Below are 19,738 nucleotides of genomic sequence, written 5' to 3'. Positions count from 1 at the left end.
TCCATAGACAGGTGTTCAGACAGAATCCTCCCGCACTGCGGAAGCAGCCAGCACGTTAGGTAACCCTAACCACCTGGCCCGGCGGCAGGTTGTCTCGACATCAAGATATCCCGCAGAATATCTCGACATCAAGTTAAACCGGCGCCAGCCGCCAGAACAGCAGCCCGACGATCGCCACCGACAGGATCGGCGCCAGGATCTTCTGCTCGAACTTCCTTCCCGTCTTGATGCCGATCTTCCACGGCAGCACGAACTTGGCCGCCAGCGGCCACAACACCGGGCATCCCCGCTCCGTCATGCAGTCGCCCACGACATGCATCAGGCAGCCGACGCCCACCGCCAGCCCCAGCCAGGCGTAACCCACGTCGAGCGACATGAACACGGCGTACAGCCCCGCGGTCATGCCGATGTTGACCATGATGGAGCCGATCTTGTTGCCCGGGATGCCCACGCCGATGGCGCGCAGGGCCAGGCCGATGAGCAGCACCACCATGATGTCGCGGCCGATCGGGTAGGCGTTGGCCAGCCAGTGCGCCCCGAGCCCGAGCGCCACCGCGAACACCAGCGAGTGCGTCGCCCCCCGGTGCCCGCCGCTGATCCAGGAGACGAACTTGCTCAGCCCCCACGTGACGGGCCCGAACGTCTGCGCGATCGTCGCGCTCGGGTGGTCGAGGTCGGGCAGCATCGCGGCGCCCGCGCAGATGATCGCCCCGGCGATCAGCTCGGCGGGGCTGAGCGCGGTGGCCATGATCCCCGTCTCGACGAAGCGGGAGGACTCGTTCAGCAGCGGCAGTGCCGCCAGGGGCGGAGCCAGCCCCAGCCAGGCGATGGCCCCGGTCATCGCGTGCGTGTGCCCCATCATGATCGGGACTGTACGGCAAAGAAGCTCTTTACGCGCCGAGGCATGCCGCGCCGCCACACACAGGTGGCCGGGAAGGGACCCGCAAACGCAGACGAGGTCGTCTCCGCGGCGACAGCACCCCCCAGCCCTGCCGACGCGGAACGACCTCGTCTGCTGTGAATAACGACGCCCTCCCCAATCCTGTTCCCGGATTCCGCAACTTTTTCGTGATCTGGCTCACTCCCCGGCCGGCCTTGCCAGCGATACGTTAGCGATATATCTTTGACGCATCGAGAATAGATCGCGATATAGGAGGAAATCGTATGACGCACCACTTCGCAGCGAGCGGGCCCTGGCCCGGCGCACACGAGTACAAGCGCGCGCTCCGCGAGACGCTGCACGCCATGAGCGACGCCTTCGACCAGGTGGGCGAGCAGTTCGGGCGCGGTGGCCGCGGTGAGGGCCACGGCGGTGATCGCGGAGGCCCGCACGACCGGCGACATCGGGGCAGAAGGGGCGGGCCGGGCCCGTTCCCGTTCGACTTCGGGCGCGGCGGCCCGTTCGGCCCCGGCGGGCCGTGGGGCGGCGGTCACCGCGGCTGGGGCGGCCGGGGCCGCAAGGCCAAGCGGGGCGACGTCCGCGCCGCGATCCTGGCCCTGCTCTCCGAGGAGCCGCGCAACGGCTACCAGATCATCCAGGAGATCGCCGAGCGCAGCGAGGGCGGCTGGAAGCCCAGCCCGGGCGCCGTCTACCCGGCGCTGCAGCAGCTCACCGACGAGGGCCTGGTGATCTCGGAGGAGAACGAGGGCCGCAAGACCTTCCGGCTCACCGAGGAAGGCCGCACCTACATCGAGGCGCACGCCGACGAGGTCCGCGCCCCGTGGGACGAGATGCGGCCCGACATCGACGACAACACCGCCGATCTCTGGCATATCGCCCGACAGTCGGCATTCGCCATGATGCAGGTCTTGCAGACCGGAAACGACGCACAAATCCGCGAAGCGCGTAAGACTCTGGTTGAGACCCGGCGCAAGCTGTACCAGATTCTGGCCGACGGCGACGAACCGGGCGAGGAATAGGCGTATGGCCGGCGTCGCACCGGATGGCCGCCGGTTCGGGGAGAGCGAGGAGCCTGGGATGGACCGCAACGATCTCCGCATCGGCGACGCCGAGCGCGAGCAGACGATGGCCGCCCTGCGCGAGCACTTCGCGCAGGGCCGCCTGACCCACGAGGAGCTCGACGAGCGCCTCGACACGGCGCTGGCCGCCAAGACGGCCCGCGACCTCGCACAGGTGACGGCCGACCTCCCGGGGCAGGAACCCGCTTACCGTGATCCTGCCTACCGTGAGCCCGCCTCGCCGTACGGGGCGGGCGACTGGCACGCGGCCATGCACGCCCACCGGGCGCAGGTGCAGGCCATGCGCCACGCGCAGCGGGAGATGCACCGCGCCGCCTGGATGGCCAGGAGGCACGCGCACGGGCACCGCCGCGGGCCGCACCCGATCCTGCCCGTCCTGGGCGCGCTCATGGTCATCGGGCTGATCGTGGGCGGCTTCGGGATCTTCAAGGTGCTGTTCGTGGTGTGGCTGGGGGCGATGGTGTTCGGTCTGGTGCACCGGCGTTTCCACTATCGCGGCTGAGGTCCCGCCCTGATCGTTTTTGGGCCTTGACCCTGTCAGGGGCCCAACTGATGATCTGGGCGGGCCTTCGACGCGAAAGGGACACCCACATGGCCGAGCAGGGCACTCCGGTCCGCCTCACGAACCCGTTCGCCGCCGTCGCGGGTGCCGATGGCGTCGTCATGGACGTGCCGGAGTACCAGGCGGGGTTCGACCGCGACCACGCCGCCTGCGCGGAGCCGATGTGGAAGCTGGAGCGCGCGCAGGACTTCTACGAGCCCGACGTGGCGAGCTGGCGGGCCATGATGGACGGCGACTGGGAGCGGTCGCTGGCCCTCGTGCACGCCATGGCGGGCCCGCTGGCCGACTACTTCCGCCACTACCAGCCCGTCTGGCGGTTACGCGTGGTCGAGCTGCCGGTCACCCCGTACCTGCAGTGGGAGATGCACGTCCTGGCGCTGCGCGCCGCGGCGGGCTCCCCCTGCCGGGTGGTGCCCGCCGCCCGCGTGGCGGACCTGGATCCGCTGCCGGAGCTGGTGATCTTCTCCCCGTTCCTGATGTACGAGGTCCTCTACGACGAGTACGGCGGCGGGCGCGGCGGCCGCCGGATCACCGATCGCGACGTCGTCGAGCCCTGCCTGCACGCTGTCCGCGCCCTGTTCGGCGACGGCGAGGACGTGCGCGACTTCCACGAGCGCGAGATCGTGCCGCTGCCGCCGCCGCTGATCACCGACGAGATGCGGGCCGCGCTGCCCGCCTACGCGCACCGTACCGAGGAGTTCAGGATCTGACCTCCTCGTTGAGGCATCGCAGGACCGGGAAGCGGGTCAGCGCGCCCGGGTCCAGCTCGCGCCCGGTGCTCACCTCGAACACGGCGCTCTCCCCCGGCAGCAGCGTGACGAGCTGGTCGTCCACGCTCGCGGCCGGATCGAGCCGGTCGGGGAACAGCGCCAGCTCGCGCAGCACGCTCGACGCGGTGACCGTCACCCGGTAGCCGTCCGGCGTGCGCTCCGCGTGCGCGTCGTAGGCGGCCGGCGGGTAGGCCACGGCCGGGTCCTCGGCGTAGCAGCGCACGATTCCCGTGCCGTCCAGCCGGGCCGTGAGCAGCTCGCGGGCCGGGTCGTCCGGCTCGGCCACCGACGGCGGGAGCGCCACCCTGAGCACCGACCGGGGCGCAGCGTGCACGGCGACGACCTCCTTGGCCAGCGGCCGGCCGTCGAGGCCCCGCCGCTCCAGGCGCAGCTCGCCCGTCCAGGGCTCGCCGGTGTCGTTGACCAGGGCCGCCTCGCCGTCCTGGACGGTGATCAGCCGGTCGGCGTAGGCGCGGCGCAGCGCGTACCACAGGGGTTTGCGCCGCCCGTCGCCGTCGACCGCCGACCAGGACGTGACCGGCCAGCAGTCGTTGAGCTGCCAGACGATCGTGCCCATGCAGTGCGGCATGAGCGCGCGGAACCGCTCGATGCCGAACGCCATCGCGCGGGCCTGGTTGAGCTGCGTGAGGTAGTGCCAGTCGTCGAACGTCTCCGGCCGCGGCAGGTGGTCGCCGAGGCCGCGCAGCAGCTTGGCCTGCCCGTCGATCGCCTTCTGGTGGGAGGAGTCAGGGGTGAGCGGCTCGTCGGAGGAGGCGCGGCGCAGCGTGGCGTAGGCGGGCGGCCCCTGGAAGCCGAACTCGGCCACGAACCGGGGCCGGTAGGCGGCGTAGCGGCGGTAGTCCTCGCGGTTCCAGACGTCCCAGATGTGGATCGTGCCCCGGGACGGGTCGTTCGGGGGCAGGCCGGGAGCGCCCGAGTAGGGACTGCCCGGCCAGTACGGCCGGGTGGGATCCAGCTCGGCCACGATCGACGGGAGCAGGTCGTGGTAGAAGCCAGCGCCCCAGCTCCGGCCCGCCAGCTTCTCCTGCCAGCCCCAGTCGGCGTGGCCCTCCAGGTTCTCGTTGTTGCCGCACCACACCACCAGGCTCGGGTGCGCGGCCAGCCTGGCGACGTGCTGCCTGGCCTCGGCCTCGACCTCGGAGCGCAGCGGCTCCTCCTCGGGGTAGGCGGCGCAGGCGAACGGGAAGTCCTGCCAGACCAGCAGGCCGAGCTCGTCGGCCAGGCGGTAGAAGTCCTCCGACTCGTACAGGCCGCCGCCCCACACCCGCAGCAGGTTCACCCCGGCGGCCGTGGCCTGCGCGAACCGCTCGGCCAGGCGTTCGCCGGTGACGCGGGAGGGGAAGCAGTCGTCGGGGATCCAGTTGACACCCCTGGCGAACACCGGCACGCCGTTGATCACCAGCTTGAACGCCTCGCGGTCCAGCTCGACGTCCCTGAAGCCGATCCTGCCGCGCCATTCCTGCTCCCCGAGGCGCACGGTCAGGTCGTACAGGGGCTGCTCGCCGTACCCGCGGGGCCACCACAGGGAGGGCTCGGGCACGCGCAGCTCCACGACGCCCGCGCGCCCGTCGAGGCGGTGCTCCGCGGTGACGCCCGCGAGCTCGGCGGTGACGGTCAGCGGTTGCTCGGTCGTGCGCTCGACGCGTACGTGCACCTCCACCCGGCCGTCGGCGCGGGCGAGCGGGCGCACCCCGGCCAGCCGGGCGCCCGACCAGCTCTCCAGCCCGATCGGCCGCCAGATGCCGGCCGTCACCAGGGTGGGGCCCCAGTCCCAGCCGAAGTTGCAGGCCATCTTGCGGACGAACGGGTACGGCTCGTCGTAGGCCCCCGGCCGCTCCCCCAGCGCCGCCCGGAGCTTCGCGGCGTAGTCGTAGGCGGAGGAGAAGCGTACGACCAGCTCGTTGGCGCCCTCGCGCAGCAGGTGGCGGACGGGGAAGCGGTAGGAGCGGTGCTGGTTGGCCGTCTCGCCGATCAGCACGCCGTTCAGCGTGATCGCCGCGACCGTGTCGAGGCCCTCGCACACCAGGTCGGTACGCTCGTGCTCGTCCGGCGACCAGGTGAACGCCGTGCGGTAGGTCCATTCCGTGCGGCCGATCCAGGCCAGCCGGTGCTCGTTGCCGTCCAGGTACGGATCCTCGATCGCCCCGGCCGCCAGCAGATCGGTGTGCACGCAGCCGGGGACGCTCGCCGGGATCTCCGCGAGGTCCTCAGACGACAGGGTCCAGCCGCTGTGCAGCGGACGGTACTTCAAGAAGCTCTCCTTAGCAGGTCTCGAGCCGGGCGCACGCCACCAGATGCCCGGGCGCGGCCTCGTACAGGCCGCCCGAGCCGCCCTTCTGGTGGTACAGGCAGGTCTCCACGGGCACGGCGTCGTCCCAGGCCTCGTGCAGGCGCGGCACGGCCGACAGCAGCTCGCGCGTGTACGGGTGCAGCGGGTCGCCGAAGACCCGCTCGGTCAGGCCCATCTCCACCACGCTGCCCTTGCGCAGCACGATCGTGCGCTCGGCGAGGTAGTTGCCCAGCGACAGGTCGTGCGTGATGTAGAGCACGCCCAGGCCCCTGGCCTTCAGCTCGGCCAGCAGGTTGAGCACGTCGATGCGGGTGGAGGCGTCGAGCATGCTGGTGATCTCGTCGGCGACCAGCAGCTTGATGTCCAGCAGCAGCGCGCGGGCGATGAGCAGGCGCTGGAGCTGGCCGCCGCTGAGCTGGTGCGGGTACTTGCCGAGCACCTGGCCGGGGTTGAGCCGCACGTCCATCAGCGCGGTGCCGACCCGCTCGGCCCACTCGGGCGCCGGCACGGCCGGAAAGTACGCCTCCTTGATCATGGCGAACACCCGGTCGGCCTTGAAGACCGGGTTGAAGGAGCTGAACGGGTCCTGGAAGATGCCCTGGACGCGGCGGTAGTACTCCTTGCCCGAGCGCACCGGCAGGCCGTCGAAGGTGATGGAGCCGCTGGTGACCGGGTTCAGGCCGAGGATCATCCGGCCGATCGTGCTCTTGCCGCTGCCGCTCTCGCCGATCAGCGAGACGACCTCGCCGGGCACGACCTCGAACGTCACGCCCTTGACGGCGGCGACGCTCTTGCCGCCGAAGGCGCCGACCCGGAATTCCTTGGTGACGTCGTGGAGCTTCAGCATCAGGCCTTCCAGCAGGCTACGTGGTGGTCGGGGGCGAGCTCGGTCACCGGCGGGTCCTCGGCGCACTGCTCGCCCGCGATGGGGCAGCGGTCGCGGAAGCGGCAGCCGGCGGGCGGGTTCAGCAGCGACGGCGGGCTGCCGGCGATGCCTTCCAGCCTGCGGTCGGCGTAGCGCACGCCGACCTCGGGCAGGGCTTCGAGCAGCAGCTTCGTGTACGGGTGCCGCGGCGCCTTGACGATCACGTCGGCGGGCGCCTTCTCGGCGAGCCTGCCCGCGTACATGACCATGATCGTGTCGGCGATGTGGTGGGTGAGCGCGAGGTCGTGGGTGACGAAGATCATGCTCTTGACGTAGCCGCTCTCGCGGAAGCCGAGCAGGGCGCGGGCGACGGCCTTCTGGGTGGAGACGTCCAGCGCGGAGGTGACCTCGTCGGCGATCAGCAGCGACGGGTCCAGCAGGGTGGAGATGACCATCACCATGCGCTGCTTCATGCCGCCCGACAGCTCGATGGGGTAGCGGTCGAGCACCTCGCGGGGCAGGCCGACCTGCGCCATCCGGCGTTCCAGCTCGGCGAGGTCCGGCGTGGCACCGCGCGACCTGAGCAGCTCGGTGACCATCCTGCGGAGCTTGCGGGTGGGGTTGAGCGCGCTCATCGCGTACTGCGGGATGAGGGAGACCTCGCGGAAGCGGAACTCGTTCATCGCCCGGTCGTCGTCGATGGGCAGCTCGCGGCCGTCGAGCACGACCGTGCCGCCGGTGCGGCGCATGCGGCCGTCCATGCGGATCAGCGACTTGCCCAGCGTGCTCTTGCCGCAGCCCGACTCGCCGACCAGGCCCAGTATCTCGCCGTCGGCCAGGTCGAACGTCATGCCGTCGAGCGCGCGCACGTCCCCCTTGAGCGTCCTGTAGTGCACCTTCAGCTCGCTGACCTGCAGACTCATGTCTCCCTCAGTTTCGGGTTGAAGACCTCGTCGAGCCCGACGTTGGCCACGTACAGGGCGCCCACGATGGCCGTGATGGCCGCGCCGGGCGGCACGAACCACCACCACAGGCCGAGCTGGAGCGCGCTCCACTGGTTGGCGTTCTGCAACATCAGGCCGAGCGAGACGCCCTCGGTGGGGCCGAGGCCGATGAAGTCCAGCGAGGAGGCGATCAGCACCGAGCCGCCGAACAGCAGGATGAACGTCATGAACAGGTAGGAGCTCATGTTCGGCGCGATCTCCCTGGCGATGATCCGGCCGGTGCCCGCGCCGCTCATCCTGGCCAGGTCCACGAACTCCCTGGTACGCAGCGAGAACGTCTGCGCCCTGATCGCCCGCGCCGCCCACGGCCACTGCGTCAGCCCGATGAACAGGCCCTGCACGGCCACGCTGCGGATGCCCAGGTAGGCGTTGATGATCAGCAGCACGGCCAGCGTGGGGATGACCAGGATGACGTTGGTCAGCATGTTGAGCACCTCGTCCACGATCCCGCCGCGGTAGCCGGCCACGAACCCGACGAGCATGCCGATGACCGCCGCGATGCCGCCGCCGATCACCCCGACCGCGAACGTGCTGCGCAGCCCGTGCACGAACTGCACGAACACGTCCTGGCCGAACGTGGTCGTGCCGAACCAGTTCTCGGCCGAGGGCGGGCTCATGGGCTTGGGGCCGTACTCGTTGGGCGTGCCCCCGGTCAGCACGGGGCCGAGCAGCCCCAGCAGGAGCAGCACGAGCACGATGCCGAACCCGGCCATCAGCTTCCCGTTGCGCACCGCGAAGTAGAGCGCCTCGCGCCGTACCCCGGCCGGCTCGCGCGGCGCGACTTCCTGGAGAGCGGTCATGCCTGCGCACCCGCCATTCCCGCCCTGGTCCGCGGATCGACCACGACGTAGACGATGTCGATGATGAAGTTGGCGATCAGCACGCCGAGCACGATGAACAGGAACGTGCCCTGGAGGAGGAAGAAGTCCTTGTTCTGGATGGCCTTGAGGATGAGGCTGCCCAGCCCCGGATAGGCGAAGACGATCTCGGTGACCAGCGCTCCGGCCACCAGCACGCCCAGTTGCAGGGCCAGGCCGGTGATCTGGGGCAGCACGGCGTTGCGGAAGGCGTAGCGGCGGATCAGCCTGCTGGGCGCGCCCAGCGCGGACAGGTAGTTGGAGTAGTCCGACTCCAGCTCATAGATGATCATGTTCCGCATGCCGATGGCCCAGCCGCCCAGCGCCACCAGGAACAGCGACAGGAACGGCAGCGCCCAGTGGTGCAGCAGGTCGAGCACGAACGTCATCGACCAGTTGGGCCGCATCGAGAAGCTGTAGCCGCCGGCCACCGGGAACCACCCGAGTATCACGCCGAACGCCCAGGCCAGCAGCACGGCCAGCCACATGTACGGCATCGCCGTCAGCACGTAGCCCACCGGCAGCACGGTGTTGTCGAGCAGCTTGCGCCGCGCCGCGTACGCGCCGAACTGGTTGCCCACCACCCAGCTCAGCAGCACCGACGGCACGATCAGCGCCAGCGTGTACGGCACCGCCTGCGTGATCACATCGCTCACCGGCGTCGGGAACAGCCAGATGCTGACCCCGAAGTCCCCCCGCAGCAGCGCGCCCCAGAAGTTGACGTACTGCTGCCACAGCGGCTGGTCCAGCCCGAACAGGCTGGTGTAGTACGCCCGCATGGCCTCCACGGCCTCGGGCTTGGTGACGTTGGCCCGGGCGACCATGCTGGCGACCGGGTCGCCCGGCATGAAGCGCGGGATCATCCAGTTGACCGTGACGGCGACGAAGAAGGTCAGTCCGTAGATGAGCAGTTTCCTGCCGAAATAACGACGCACGTGTGTTGTCTCCGGAGAGGTCCCTCCGCCCGGGGATACAGCGGGGCGGAGGGATCGCGGGGTTCGTCCTGGGACTCGTCAGGAAGCGGCGGGCTGGAGCTGGGTCAGGGTTTCGAAGCCGCCCAGTTCGAGCCAGTTGCGCCACATCACGGCGCCGGTCTTGGGTGCGCTGCCGTCCGCGGCGGGCCAGTTCTTCCACACGCTGGTGCTGGACTGCGCCCACAGGCCGTTGTACCAGAGCGGGATCACCGGCATGTCGTCGAGATGGATCTGCTGGAGCTGGGAGATGATCTTCTGCATGCCCGCAGTGTCGTCGGTCTTGACCTGGTCGAGCTGCTTGACGAGGTCCCAGGCCTTGTCGTTCTCGTAGCGGGCGAAGTTGACGGTGTTCTGCTGCTTCCGCACCGGGAGCTGGAACATGTAGTCGTAGTAGGTGTACGGCGAGTTCGACAGCTGCCGCTCGTTGTTGATGAGCAGGTCGAAGTCCCCCTTCGCGCGCTGCTCGACCAGCGCGTTGAAGTCGGGGAACTCGGGCGTGATCTGGATGCCGGCGGTCTTGGCGCTGGCGGAGATGGACCTGGCCGACTCCATCCAGTCGGTCCAGCCCGACGGCACGATCAGGGTCAGGCTGATCTTGGAGCCGTCCTTGTTCTCGACGTACCCGTCGCCGTCGGTGTCCTTGTACCCGGCGCCGGACAGCAGCTGCTTGGCCTTGGCGGTGTCGAAGGTGAAGCCGGAGGCGGAGACCACGCTCTGGTCCACGTACTTGTCCCACTGGGGCAGCAGGCCGGTGGGGCTGGCGGCCTTGACCAGGTTGCCGTACACGCCTTCGACGATCTTCTTGACGTCCACGGAGGCGGCCAGCGCCTTGCGGAAGGCCGGGTCGTCCATCGGCTTCTTGGTGGTGTTGGGCACCAGCCACGCGGTGTTGGCCGACAACATGTACGGGGGCTCGTTGTAGTACGTCGTCAGCCCGAAGTTGCCCTTGACCAGGTTGGCCACGCCGGGCAGGAAGTTGTTGCTGAGGTCCAGGCCCTTCTGCAGCAGCATGCCCATCGCGACCTCGTTGCTGGGCGTGGCGATGTCGACGATGTAGCGCGGCTTGGGCTCCATGTTGAGCGCCGTCTTGCCCCACCAGTCGTCGCGCCGCTGCAGGACCACGCGGTCCTGGTCCTTGCTGAGGAACTTGTACGCGCCCGTGCCGACCGGGTTCTCGTTGATCCCGTCGAGCACCTCCTTCTCCGAGCGGCCCTTCCAGATGTGCTCGGGGACGATCGAGCGGCTGTAGAGGTTGAAGTCCCACTGCTGGTAGTTGGCCTTGGTGAAGGTGAACTTCACGGTCTGGTCGTCGACCGCCTCGACGGTCTTCAGCCATTCCCACAGGTGGTGGTACGGGATGGTCTCCATCTTGCCGAGCTCGAAGGAGAAGACGACGTCCTTGGCGGTGAAGGGCTGGCCGTCCGACCACTTGATCCCCGGCCGCAGCTTGACCTGGTAGGTGGTGTCGTCGGTCCACGAGCCGCTCTCGGCCAGCCAGCCGTTGAGCTTGGCCGCGTTGGGGTCGTAGTGGAAGAGCGTCTCGTACACCAGGCCCTTGGTGCCGACCGCCGAGTCCCACTCCCTGATCGGGTTGAAGTTCGGCGGCGGCCCCCACTGGGTGCCCGTGGTGTAGAGCGTCTCGTTGCGCGGAAGCTGGTCGGGGTTGGCACTGGCCGCCGCACCGCTCTGCGGCTGGGAGGCCGGCGGGGTCGGCGTGGCTCCGCCACCGGAGCAGGCGGCGGCGAGCAGGCCCGCCGCCACGAGCGGAATCATGATCCGAGCCCGGTTACGCATCGTTTCTCTCCTTCCTCCGCGCCCGGCGCGAAGGGTACGTACGCCTGTCAGACCCCCGAATCGACCCTTGGGAGCGCTCCCAGCGCTGACGCAAAAAGCGCCCGCGCGCAAAGGGCCGGTGACCGATTTCGCTGTTCATCGAGCGCAGACCCGGAAGGCCTGCTGAACCGGATAAGTACCGCGAACGTAAATTCCGCATGTCCGTGCAGTCAAGGGCCGTGACGCTTTCGAGACGTCCCCAGCAAACGCTCTCAGAACCGGTTCGCGTGGGACCCTGCTCCTGGAGAACATTCGTTCTTCCGGAGGACGACCCGGCCGGAGCCGTGGGCGAGGGTGGAGAACATGACCCTCACTGCCCTCGCGGGCGTGGTGTTGAGTCTCGCTCTGACCGCGCCGCCGCTGCCCGCCGCCCCGCCGAGCCCGGCCCGGGAACGCACGACCGTGCCGGAGGGGTCGCACGCGTGCGCCCGCGCCGCCGCCCGGTGCGACGGCACGCTGGCGGTGCCGCTGGACTGGAGCGACCCCTCGTCCGGGCGCATCGAGGTCGCCTTCGCCTGGGTCCCGGCCGCCGGGCACGCGACCGGCACGATCCTGGCCGCACCCGGCGGCCCGCTGCCCGCGCTGCCCGACCTGCCGCGCATCCAGCAGGTGCTGGGCCCCGTGCTCGGCCGGCGCAACCTGCTCATCGTCGATCCCCGCGGGCTGGGCCGGTCCTCACCGCTGCTCTGCCCGGGCCTGAACCTCGCCGAGCCGGACACGATCGCGGCCTGCGCGGCCCGTCTCGGCCCGCGCACCCGCTTCTTCACCGCCGACCAGGCCGCGCGGGACCTGGACGCGGTACGCCGGGCGCTCGGCGCGGGCCCGCTCACCTTCTACGGCAACTCCTACGGCACCGTCTACGCCCAGGCGTACGCCGCCCGCCACCCGGAGGGCCTGGCCGCCGCGTTCCTGGACAGCACGGTGATCACCTCGGCCGGCGGATACGCGCTGTGGCCCATGCGGTCCCGCCCCGACCTGCCCGACCTCGTCTGCCGCCGCTCGCCGGCCTGCCGCGCGCTGCCGGGCGACGCCCGCCGCGCCTACACGCGGCTGGTGACCCGGCTGCGCGAGCACCCCGACCCCGAGGTGCCCCTCATCACGCTCAGGAGCATGGAGGGGATGGCCGAGCCGGTGGCCGGCCGGGAGCTCAACGCCGCCGCCACCGCCTACCTCGCCGGGGATCCCGAGCCGCTGCGGCGGCTGGCCCGCGCCATGGCCGGCGGCCCCGGCCAGCCGATCGAGGGGGCGCAGTGGGCCGGATACCTGGCCTACCGGTGCGGCGACGGAGGGTTCCCCTTCGACCGGGACGCGGGTCCGGCCGAGCGGCTGGACCAGCTCGAACGGTACTACCGGCGAGAGCGGCCGCTGGCCCCGTACACGCCTGCCGACCTGGGGCTGGACGTGCGCGAGGGCCTGGAGTTCTGCGTGAACTGGCCGGCGCCGCGGCACAGCCCGGTGCTGCCGCCCCGCGCGGACCTGCCCGACATTCCGGTCATGGTGGTCGGCGGCGACTTCGACACGCACTCACCCGCCGAGGTGAGCGCCGCGATGCGGGTCTTCCCCGATGCGACGTTCGTCCGGGTCCCCTTCGGCACGCACAGCCTCGCCTGGGCGGCCGGGAAGACGGGCGACTGCGTACGCGCGGCGCTGCGCTCGTTCGTGACCGACCACCGGGTGCCGCCGGCGCGGTGCACCGCGGAGAACTACCGCGCGATCGGGGCGTTCCCCTCGTCCCTGAGCGAGGTCGATCCGCTGCCCGCGACGGGGCTGGACGCGGGACGGCGGCGGGTGCTCGCGGCCGCCTTCGCCACCGCGGCCGACGCCGCCGCCCGCCGCAACCCCGGCAACCTCTTCCACGGCCGGCTGAAGGAGCAGCCGGGGCTGCGGGGCGGACGGGTCACGTTCGGGGACGGAGTGATCACGCTGGACGAGGCCGCCTACGTGCCCGGGGTGACGGCGAGCGGGCGGCTCGCCCTCGCGCCGGAGGGCAGGGCCACCGCCTCGCTGGACGTCCTGGCGGCCGGGCGGGCGCACCGGGTGGAACTGGCGTGGGAGGCGTTCACGGCCCAGGAGCGGCCCGCGCTGTCCGGCACCCTGGACGGCACCCCGTTCCAGGTCCCGGAGCAGAACTGACGGCGGGCCTGCGCCCCAGCCCCTGGTGAGCTCATGCACGAGCTGGTGGACGCCGCCGTGCAGAGATCGCTGCCAACCAGGTGACGTACTCCGCCGTCCAACTTCCGTCACATTCGCCACATACGTGAAGGAACTCGACGGTGAGACTTGCCTCCACGCTCGCGGCGCTGGTTGCCGCGGCCGCGACGCTCGGCACGGCGCCGCCCGCCCAGGCCGCCGCCCCCGCCCTCCAGATCGTGAAGATCTACTACGACTCGCCGGGGGCGGACCGGCGCTCCAACAGCTCGCTCAACGCCGAGTACGTCACCCTGCTCAACACCACGAGGAAGGCCATCGTCCTCGAAGGGTGGAGCGTGCGGGACAAGACGGGCTACACCTACGAGTTCGGCCCTGACGTGGTGCTGGGGGCCAAGAAGCGGATCACGGTGCGTACCGGGCAGGGCGACGACGGCACCAGCAGCGTGTTCTGGAACCGCAGGCAGTACGTGTGGAACAACGACCAGGACACCGCCTACGTGCGCAACCCCGGCGGCAAGCTCGTCGACTCCTGCTCCTACAAGGCCCGCAGCACCTCCGCGTACGTGAACTGCTGAGCCCGCCCTGTCGCGGCGCTCCCGGCGGTCCGGGAGCGCCGCCCGGTTCCTACTCGCAGAGCGTGACGGTCTCGGCGTCGCACTTGTCGGCGCCGTCACCGCCGTTCGCGCTGTCGGTGCCGTCGCCGCCGATCAGCACGTCGTCGCCCGCGTGGCCCGCGAGCCGGTCGTCGCCGGCCTCGCCGGCCGCCTGGTCCGTGGCCGTCCCGCCGAAGAACTGGTCCGAGCCCGCGCCGAGGACGACCCTCGACCGCAGCGTGGTCCTGTTCGTCAGCGTGTCGTTCCCGGCGCCCGTGTCGGCCACGATCGTGGTGACGCCATCGGCGTCGCAGACCGACACGTTCTTGGCCGTGGCCGTGCAGCCGGCGCCGGGGAACAGCAGCCCGCCGTCGTTCCTGACCACCAGCCTGCCGCCCACCTGCGTGACCGTGATCGCGTCGGCGGCGGCGTCCGCGGTGATCTGGAGCAGCGGCGCCGAGACGCTCACGCCGGCGGCGGCGTGAGCCGGTCCGGCGACGGCGAACAGCGAGGCGGCCGCGGCGGCCGCCACGGTGGCGCCCGCCATCAGCGCGCGCACCCCGTGCCTGCGCAGGACGGTGGCTCTCGACCGGCTGCCGGTCCGCCGTGTCGTACTCATACACATCCCCCTCTGTCGGATGACAGGCCGCCGCGATCGGCGGCCGAAGATGAGTACAGCTCGAAGGAGGGCCTGCGCTCAGTGCCGGAGCCGACAGGCGTTCTGTGCTGAATTGCGTGGTGTCAGAGCCAGCCCATCTGCTGGGCCGTGCGGATGGCCTCCAGCCGGTTCTGCGCGTTGAGCTTGGTCATGGCGCTGGACAGGTAGTTGCGTACGGTGCCCTCGGTCAGGTGCAGCTCGCCGGCGATCCTGGAGATCGTGGCGCCCTCCGCGGCCAGGCGCAGCGCGTCGCGCTCGCGCTCGGTCAGCGGGCTGTCCCCCGCCGCCATCGCCGCCGCCGCCAGCTCCGCGTCCAGGTAGCGGCCGCCGGACTGGACCTTGCGGATGGCCATCGCCAGCTCCTCGGCCGAGGCGTCCTTGCCGAGGAAGCCGCTGACGCCCGCCGCCATGGCCCTGCGCAGGTAGCCGGGCCGGCCCAGGCTCGTCAGGATGACGATCTTGCACTGGGAGCTGATCTGCTCGGCCGCGCTCAGCCCGTCCATGCCGGGCATCTCGATGTCGAGCACGGCCACGTCGGGACGGTGCTCGGCGACCGCGCCCACCACCTCGTCGCCCCTGCCCACCTGGGCCACGACCTCGATGCCGTCCTCCAGGTCCAGCAGGGCCGCGATGGCGCCGCGGATCAGGTGCTCGTCGTCGGCCAGCAGCACGCGGGTCGTCATGCGGGCACCGCCGCCCGCAGCAGGTAACGGCCTCCGGACACGGGCTCGGCCTGCAGGGTGCCGCCCGCCGCGCGTACCCGCTGCGCGAGCCCCGCCAGGCCGATCGGCGCGTGCTCGCCGACCGGTCCGCTCACCCCGTCGTTGGACATCTCCAGCACCCCGTTCTCGATGGTGATCGTGCAGCGTTCGGCCTTGCTGTGCTTGAGGACGTTCGTCGCGCCCTCGCGTACGACGGTGGCCAGCAGCGTCCTGGTCTCGGGCGGGAGCGAGCCGGTGTCGGCGCGCACCGTGCAGCGCACGTCGGCCGCCTCCAGCACCGCGCGCACGCTGGCCAGCACCTCGTCCAGGTCGACGGCCCGGTAGTTCTGCACCACGGTGCGCACCTCGCGCAGCGAGTTCCTGGCCAGGTCGCGCACCGCGAACATCTCGGCCGCCGCCGCCTCCCGGTCGCCGCGCAGCGTCCGCTCCGCCTGCTCGGTACGGACGGCGACGTCGGTGAGGCTGCGGCCGAGCAGGTCGTTCAGGTCGCGGGCGAAGCGCAGCCGCTCCTCCGAGACCGCCAGCTTGGCCAGCGCCTCCTCCCCCTCGTGCGCCTCCGCGGTCAGCTGCCACAGCTTGAGGTTGGCCAGCACGGCGCCGACGCAGAGCGCGGTGAAGAAGGACTGGACCACGATCAGCAAGGAGGGGTTGAAGTCGGGCGCGAACGAGGCGTACACGTTGAACAGCACGATCGACGCGACGGACACGGCGATGATCGTGCGCCTGCGGACGAACGGCGCCAGCAACGCCAGCCAGGTGGGCAGCGCGAACACCTGCCCCGCCGCGGCCAGCACCAGGGCGATCGTCCCGGTGATCGCCAGGATGGCCGTGGGACGCCTCTCCCCGCGCATCGCGATCCTGAACGGCCGGATGCTCAGCACGTTGAAGACCAGGAGCAGCAGCACGCCGACGGCGACCACCGGCCACGACACGTCCGCGTCCCGCCAGCGGACGTACAGCTCGAAGTAGCCGAACACCGGGATCAGCAGCACCACGTCCGTGCAGTAGATGATCAGCCAGCGGACCTTGGTCACCTTGCTCGCGTTCCGCACGCGGTCGAAGAGCCTCACGCCGGCACCACCGCGCGCAGCAGGAACCGCCCGCCCGGCGTGGGCTCGGCCGTGAAGGAGCCGCCCACGGTGACCAGCCGCTCCGACAGGCCACGCAGCCCGCTCCCGGGCGTCGCCGGCAGCTCCGTCACCCCGTCGTTGAGCATCTCCAGCACCCCCTCGTCGATCGTGATCTCGCACCGGGTGGCCGCGCTGTGCTTGAGGATGTTCGTGCCGCCCTCGCGGACCGCCCAGGCCAGCAGCATCCTGGCGGACGGCGACAGGCTGTCGGTCCTGGCCTCGATCGCGCAGCGGACCCCGGCCGCCTCCAGCGCCGCGCGCACTCCCGCAAGCTCCTCGTCCAGGTCGAGCGCCTGGTAGCCGTGCACCGCCTGCTGCACCTCGAACAGCGACTCGCCGGCGAGCGCGCGCACCTCGGCCATCTCGGCCGCCGCGCGGTCCGCGTCCTTGGTCGCCAGCTTGGCGGCCAGCTCGCTCTTCAGCGTGATGACGGACAGGCTGTGGCCGAGCAGGTCGTGCAGGTCGCGGGCGAAGCGCAGCCGCTCCTCCGCCACCGCGAGCCTGGCCCTGGCCTCGCGGCTCTTGTGCGCGTCCCTGATCACCCACCAGAGCCAGCGCCACACGAGCATGGCCCCGATCATCAGCACCGAGTTGACGACCTGGACGACCAGGACGCCCTGCCAGCCCTGGATGGTCATGAGGGTGCAGTAGACGGTGACGACGGCGACCTGCGCCGCGGCCATGACGATCATCGCCAGCGGCCGGAGATAGAGGGCGGCCAGCGACGCCCAGAAGGTCACGGTCTGCAGCCACATCACCGACGACGGGCTGTCGAGGGGCGACAGCGCGAGCACCACCGCCGAGAGCACCCCGGCGAGCAGCAGCTTCAGCGTGGGTCTGGGACGGTGGTCGAAAGCCTCGTGGAGCAGGACGGGAGTGAACGCGAAGAAACAGGTCAGCAGGGCGATGTTGACCGCCGCCCGCGCCGCGGGCAGCTCGCCGCTCATGGACTCGCCGACGACGACCACGCAGGAGATGAACCACACGAGGCCGAACGAGGCGTACATCCAGTACAGCAGGAGCTTCCTCGCGGTCTCGGGACGTGCCGCCATCACGCCCTCCCCCTGCCGGCTCTGTGCTCCCCTGTCGGCGAAATCCTATCTTCAGGGCGGAGTTCGCCAAAGAATTCGTGAGACGTCCGGCTTTGGGGTGACTCCGCGCAGCGAGAGCCAGGCCAGGCCGTGGCGGGTGGCGTACTCGGTCAGCGTGCGGGCGTCGCGCTCGGTCAGGTCGCCCGCGTCGGCCAGCACCGGCGTCAGCGCGATGCGCCGCCACACCTGGCCGGGGTCCGCCAGCCCCTGGGCCGGCGCGATCTGCTCCGCCGCCGCCCGTACGGCCGCCGCCACCAGGCCCAGGCGCGCGCCCCTGGTGCCGCGCGGTTCGACGTCGGCCAGCAGGTTGACGGTCTCGATCTCGGCGCCCGCCTCGCGGGTGGCGCGCAACATCGCGGCGTCGCCGGGGGCCAGGCCGTCGCGCCGCAGCGGCAGCGTGAAGCTGACCCGCAGCCGCCGTTCGCGCTGGACGGCGCGGATGGCCCGCGCGCGGCGCAGCACGGCGGCGCGGTCGTCGCTGTCGCGCACCTCGAAGTCCACGGCGGCGGCGTCGAACGCGCCGACGACCCGGCGGTAGGCCGCGGCCAGGCCGCCCGGCCTGGTGCAGGTGGCGGCCAGTTCCTTCCCGCCGGGCCCGCCGAACACGGGCGCGGCGTCGCCGCCCATCGCCCTGAGCCGGCCGATCCGGTTGGCCACCGGGTTCCTGCCCGGGTCGAGCGGGAACGTACGGCCGGCGGCGAGCGCGCCGTCCGCGTCCACGAGCCCGGTAGGCGAAGGGCCTTCCGAGTCCACGAGGCGGGCGCGGCCCGCAGGCGAGGTGCCGTCCTGATCGGGGCGGCCCGCGGGGGAAGGGCTGTCCGAGGTCAGGAGGCCGCTCCACTTGGGGGAGCAGCCGTCGCCGCCCGCGACGAGGTGGCCGAGGGCGTACCGGCGGACCCCGGTGCGGCGGGCCTGCGCGGGCAGGTCGAACGTGGGCTCGCGGGCGGTGTCCACGAACGCCACGAACGCGGCGGGCACCGGACCGGCGGGCGCCGCCGGCGTCGTGGCGGGCGAGCGCGCGACCGGGGGACGCGGCGGCGGAGCGGCGTCCGCCGGCAGCAGGCGCACCGCCGCGGCGGTGCCGGCGGCGAGCGCGAGCGCTCCGAGAACGGCGAGCGGGCGCGGGAGCAGGCCGGGCTCCCTCTGGTGCCGAGGCATGGGCCACCCCGAGTGTTCGGTCGGCTACGTACGGCTCTGGCGGTCGAACGTTAGCAAGCCCGTACGGCGCGGCGCGGGCCTTTTCCGGTTCGCGTCCGTTGTGTGCGGATAATGTGGACCATGAAGCTGCGGATCTTCACCGAGCCCCAGCAGGGCGCGACCTATGACGACCTGCTCGCCGTCGCCCAGGCCACCGAACGGCTGGGTTTCGACGCTTTCTTCCGGTCCGACCACTACCAGCGCATCGGCCCCGGCGACCAGGGCCCGGGCTCGACCGACGCGTGGATCACGCTTGCCGGCCTGGCCAGGGAGACCTCCAGGATCAGGCTGGGCACGCTGGTGTCGCCGGCCACGTTCCGGCTGCCGGGGCCGCTGGCGATCAGCGTGGCGCAGGTGGACCAGATGAGCGGTGGCCGGGTTGAGCTGGGCTTCGGCACGGGGTGGTACGACGGGGAGCACTCGGCCTACGGCATCCCGTTCCCGCCGGTGGGCGAGCGTTTCGGCCGGTTCGAGGAGCAGCTGGAGATCCTCACCGGGTTGTGGACCGCGCAGGACACCTACTCCTTCGAGGGCAGCTACTACCGGCTGGCCGACTCCCCCGCGCTGCCCAAGCCCGCCCAGCGGCCGCGGCCGCCGGTGATCATCGGCGGCTTCGGGGCCAGGCGCACGCCGCGGCTGGCGGCCACGTACGCCGACGAGTACAACGTGCCGTTCCACACGGCGTCCGACACCGGGGCGGCGTTCGACCGGGTGCGCAAGGCATGCGAGGCGACCGGGCGTACCGTGCTGCTGTCGGCGGCGCAGACCACCGTGGTCGGCAAGGACCGCGCGGAGGTCGAGCGGCGCGCGACCGCCATCGGCGAGGACGCCGACCGGCTGCGCGAGACCGGCCTGGCGGGCACGCCGGACGAGATCGTGGCGAGGATCGGGCAGTTCGCCGAGCTCGGGGCCGAGCGGATGTACCTGCAGATCCTCGACCTCGGCGACCTGGACCACCTGGAGCTGATCGCCACCGAGGTGCTGCCGCACGTGTAGTGCCCGATTGCCCGGTTTACAGCGCTTGCCGGACGTAATCGGTT

Annotated in this window: 18 protein-coding genes; 6 read left to right on the top strand and 12 right to left on the bottom strand. The window is 71.2% G+C overall.

From position 1 onward, the window contains the following. Positions 1-133 precede the first annotated feature (133 nt). Positions 134-862 carry a metal-dependent hydrolase gene (locus tag HD593_RS13945; protein WP_185102577.1) on the bottom strand — a complete coding sequence of 243 codons (729 nt, stop codon included), beginning with the start codon at positions 860-862 and terminating at the stop codon, positions 134-136. Between the two features lie 302 nt (positions 863-1,164). Between HD593_RS13945 and HD593_RS13940 the strand changes: the two genes are divergently transcribed. The 3 genes from HD593_RS13940 (at position 1,165) to HD593_RS13930 (ending at position 3,252) form a co-directional block, all read left to right on the top strand. Further along, positions 1,165-1,920 (top strand): PadR family transcriptional regulator, encoded by a 756-nt coding sequence (locus HD593_RS13940; RefSeq protein WP_185102576.1) that lies wholly within the window; start codon positions 1,165-1,167, stop codon positions 1,918-1,920. Between the two features lie 58 nt (positions 1,921-1,978). Continuing rightward, positions 1,979-2,482: a DUF1707 SHOCT-like domain-containing protein gene (locus tag HD593_RS13935; protein WP_185102575.1), complete on the top strand. Its 504-nt coding sequence runs from the start codon at positions 1,979-1,981 to the stop codon at positions 2,480-2,482. A gap of 89 nt (positions 2,483-2,571) precedes the next feature. Further along, complete coding sequence (locus tag HD593_RS13930) at positions 2,572-3,252, top strand: DUF6879 family protein (protein WP_185102574.1); 681 nt, start codon at positions 2,572-2,574, stop codon at positions 3,250-3,252. Here HD593_RS13930 and HD593_RS13925 read toward each other — a convergent pair. The 6 genes from HD593_RS13925 to HD593_RS13900 form a co-directional block, all read right to left on the bottom strand. Then, complete coding sequence (locus HD593_RS13925) at positions 3,242-5,584, bottom strand: glycoside hydrolase family 2 protein (RefSeq protein WP_185102573.1); 2,343 nt, start codon at positions 5,582-5,584, stop codon at positions 3,242-3,244. The genes HD593_RS13930 and HD593_RS13925 overlap by 11 nt on opposite strands. Positions 5,585-5,594: 10 nt before the next feature. Then, positions 5,595-6,470 (bottom strand): ABC transporter ATP-binding protein, encoded by an 876-nt coding sequence (locus HD593_RS13920; RefSeq protein WP_185102572.1) that lies wholly within the window; start codon positions 6,468-6,470, stop codon positions 5,595-5,597. After that, positions 6,470-7,411: an ABC transporter ATP-binding protein gene (locus HD593_RS13915; RefSeq protein WP_185102571.1), complete on the bottom strand. Its 942-nt coding sequence runs from the start codon at positions 7,409-7,411 to the stop codon at positions 6,470-6,472. Before HD593_RS13915 ends, HD593_RS13920 begins: the two co-directional genes overlap by 1 nt. After that, the gene (locus HD593_RS13910; protein WP_185102570.1) at positions 7,408-8,292 is read right to left on the bottom strand and encodes an ABC transporter permease; all 885 of its coding nucleotides are present in this window, start codon (positions 8,290-8,292) and stop codon (positions 7,408-7,410) included. Before HD593_RS13910 ends, HD593_RS13915 begins: the two co-directional genes overlap by 4 nt. Then, positions 8,289-9,284 carry an ABC transporter permease gene (locus HD593_RS13905; RefSeq protein WP_185102569.1) on the bottom strand — a complete coding sequence of 332 codons (996 nt, stop codon included), beginning with the start codon at positions 9,282-9,284 and terminating at the stop codon, positions 8,289-8,291. The genes HD593_RS13910 and HD593_RS13905 overlap by 4 nt, the downstream gene beginning before the upstream one ends. Before the next feature lie 78 nt (positions 9,285-9,362). Next, positions 9,363-11,117, bottom strand: a complete 1,755-nt coding sequence (locus HD593_RS13900) for an ABC transporter substrate-binding protein (protein WP_185102568.1) — start codon at positions 11,115-11,117, stop codon at positions 9,363-9,365. 342 nt (positions 11,118-11,459) lie between these two features. Between HD593_RS13900 and HD593_RS13895 the strand changes: the two genes are divergently transcribed. Further along, positions 11,460-13,289, top strand: a complete 1,830-nt coding sequence (locus tag HD593_RS13895; protein WP_185102567.1) for an alpha/beta fold hydrolase — start codon at positions 11,460-11,462, stop codon at positions 13,287-13,289. A 140-nt stretch (positions 13,290-13,429) separates the two neighbouring features. Next, positions 13,430-13,882 (top strand): lamin tail domain-containing protein, encoded by a 453-nt coding sequence (locus HD593_RS13890; protein WP_185102566.1) that lies wholly within the window; start codon positions 13,430-13,432, stop codon positions 13,880-13,882. Positions 13,883-13,931: 49 nt separating this feature from the next. Here HD593_RS13890 and HD593_RS13885 read toward each other — a convergent pair whose 3' ends face one another. The 5 genes from HD593_RS13885 to HD593_RS13865 all read right to left on the bottom strand — a co-directional run bounded on the left by HD593_RS13885 (position 13,932) and on the right by HD593_RS13865 (position 18,659). Next, positions 13,932-14,519 carry a hypothetical protein gene (locus tag HD593_RS13885; protein ID WP_221524754.1) on the bottom strand — a complete coding sequence of 196 codons (588 nt, stop codon included), beginning with the start codon at positions 14,517-14,519 and terminating at the stop codon, positions 13,932-13,934. A gap of 122 nt (positions 14,520-14,641) precedes the next feature. Next, the gene (locus HD593_RS13880; protein ID WP_185102564.1) at positions 14,642-15,241 is read right to left on the bottom strand and encodes a response regulator transcription factor; all 600 of its coding nucleotides are present in this window, start codon (positions 15,239-15,241) and stop codon (positions 14,642-14,644) included. Further along, positions 15,238-16,350, bottom strand: coding sequence for a sensor histidine kinase (locus HD593_RS13875; RefSeq protein WP_185102563.1), 1,113 nt, complete (start codon positions 16,348-16,350; stop codon positions 15,238-15,240). Before HD593_RS13875 ends, HD593_RS13880 begins: the two co-directional genes overlap by 4 nt. Then, entirely contained in the window at positions 16,347-17,462 is a 1,116-nt protein-coding gene (locus HD593_RS13870; protein ID WP_185102562.1) for a sensor histidine kinase, read from the bottom strand. The genes HD593_RS13875 and HD593_RS13870 overlap by 4 nt, the downstream gene beginning before the upstream one ends. A gap of 51 nt (positions 17,463-17,513) precedes the next feature. After that, positions 17,514-18,659 (bottom strand): glycoside hydrolase family 18 protein, encoded by a 1,146-nt coding sequence (locus HD593_RS13865; RefSeq protein WP_185102561.1) that lies wholly within the window; start codon positions 18,657-18,659, stop codon positions 17,514-17,516. A gap of 120 nt (positions 18,660-18,779) precedes the next feature. Between HD593_RS13865 and HD593_RS13860 the strand changes: the two genes are divergently transcribed. Further along, positions 18,780-19,694, top strand: a complete 915-nt coding sequence (locus tag HD593_RS13860; RefSeq protein ID WP_185102560.1) for an LLM class F420-dependent oxidoreductase — start codon at positions 18,780-18,782, stop codon at positions 19,692-19,694. The last annotated feature ends 44 nt before the right edge of the window (positions 19,695-19,738 follow it).

Source organism: Nonomuraea rubra, from assembly GCF_014207985.1.
In the GTDB taxonomy this organism is placed as follows: Bacteria; Actinomycetota; Actinomycetes; order Streptosporangiales; family Streptosporangiaceae; genus Nonomuraea; species Nonomuraea rubra.
The sequence above is the reverse complement of the archived record's forward strand: the minus strand, read 5'-3'. Positions and strand labels throughout refer to the sequence as shown.

Excerpts from the sequence above, each read along its gene's own strand:
- HD593_RS13945 (WP_185102577.1), bottom strand. The coding sequence starts at position 862 with ATGATGGGGCACACGCACGCGATGACCGGGGCCATCGCCTGGCTGGGG.
- HD593_RS13940 (WP_185102576.1), top strand. The coding sequence starts at position 1,165 with ATGACGCACCACTTCGCAGCGAGCGGGCCCTGGCCCGGCGCACACGAG.
- HD593_RS13935 (WP_185102575.1), top strand. The coding sequence starts at position 1,979 with ATGGACCGCAACGATCTCCGCATCGGCGACGCCGAGCGCGAGCAGACG.
- HD593_RS13930 (WP_185102574.1), top strand. The coding sequence starts at position 2,572 with ATGGCCGAGCAGGGCACTCCGGTCCGCCTCACGAACCCGTTCGCCGCC.
- HD593_RS13920 (WP_185102572.1), bottom strand. The coding sequence starts at position 6,470 with ATGCTGAAGCTCCACGACGTCACCAAGGAATTCCGGGTCGGCGCCTTC.
- HD593_RS13915 (WP_185102571.1), bottom strand. The coding sequence starts at position 7,411 with ATGAGTCTGCAGGTCAGCGAGCTGAAGGTGCACTACAGGACGCTCAAG.
- HD593_RS13910 (WP_185102570.1), bottom strand. The coding sequence starts at position 8,292 with ATGACCGCTCTCCAGGAAGTCGCGCCGCGCGAGCCGGCCGGGGTACGG.
- HD593_RS13900 (WP_185102568.1), bottom strand. The coding sequence starts at position 11,117 with ATGCGTAACCGGGCTCGGATCATGATTCCGCTCGTGGCGGCGGGCCTG.
- HD593_RS13895 (WP_185102567.1), top strand. The coding sequence starts at position 11,460 with ATGACCCTCACTGCCCTCGCGGGCGTGGTGTTGAGTCTCGCTCTGACC.
- HD593_RS13885 (WP_221524754.1), bottom strand. The coding sequence starts at position 14,519 with ATGAGTACGACACGGCGGACCGGCAGCCGGTCGAGAGCCACCGTCCTG.
- HD593_RS13880 (WP_185102564.1), bottom strand. The coding sequence starts at position 15,241 with ATGACGACCCGCGTGCTGCTGGCCGACGACGAGCACCTGATCCGCGGC.
- HD593_RS13870 (WP_185102562.1), bottom strand. The coding sequence starts at position 17,462 with ATGGCGGCACGTCCCGAGACCGCGAGGAAGCTCCTGCTGTACTGGATG.
- HD593_RS13865 (WP_185102561.1), bottom strand. The coding sequence starts at position 18,659 with ATGCCTCGGCACCAGAGGGAGCCCGGCCTGCTCCCGCGCCCGCTCGCC.
- HD593_RS13860 (WP_185102560.1), top strand. The coding sequence starts at position 18,780 with ATGAAGCTGCGGATCTTCACCGAGCCCCAGCAGGGCGCGACCTATGAC.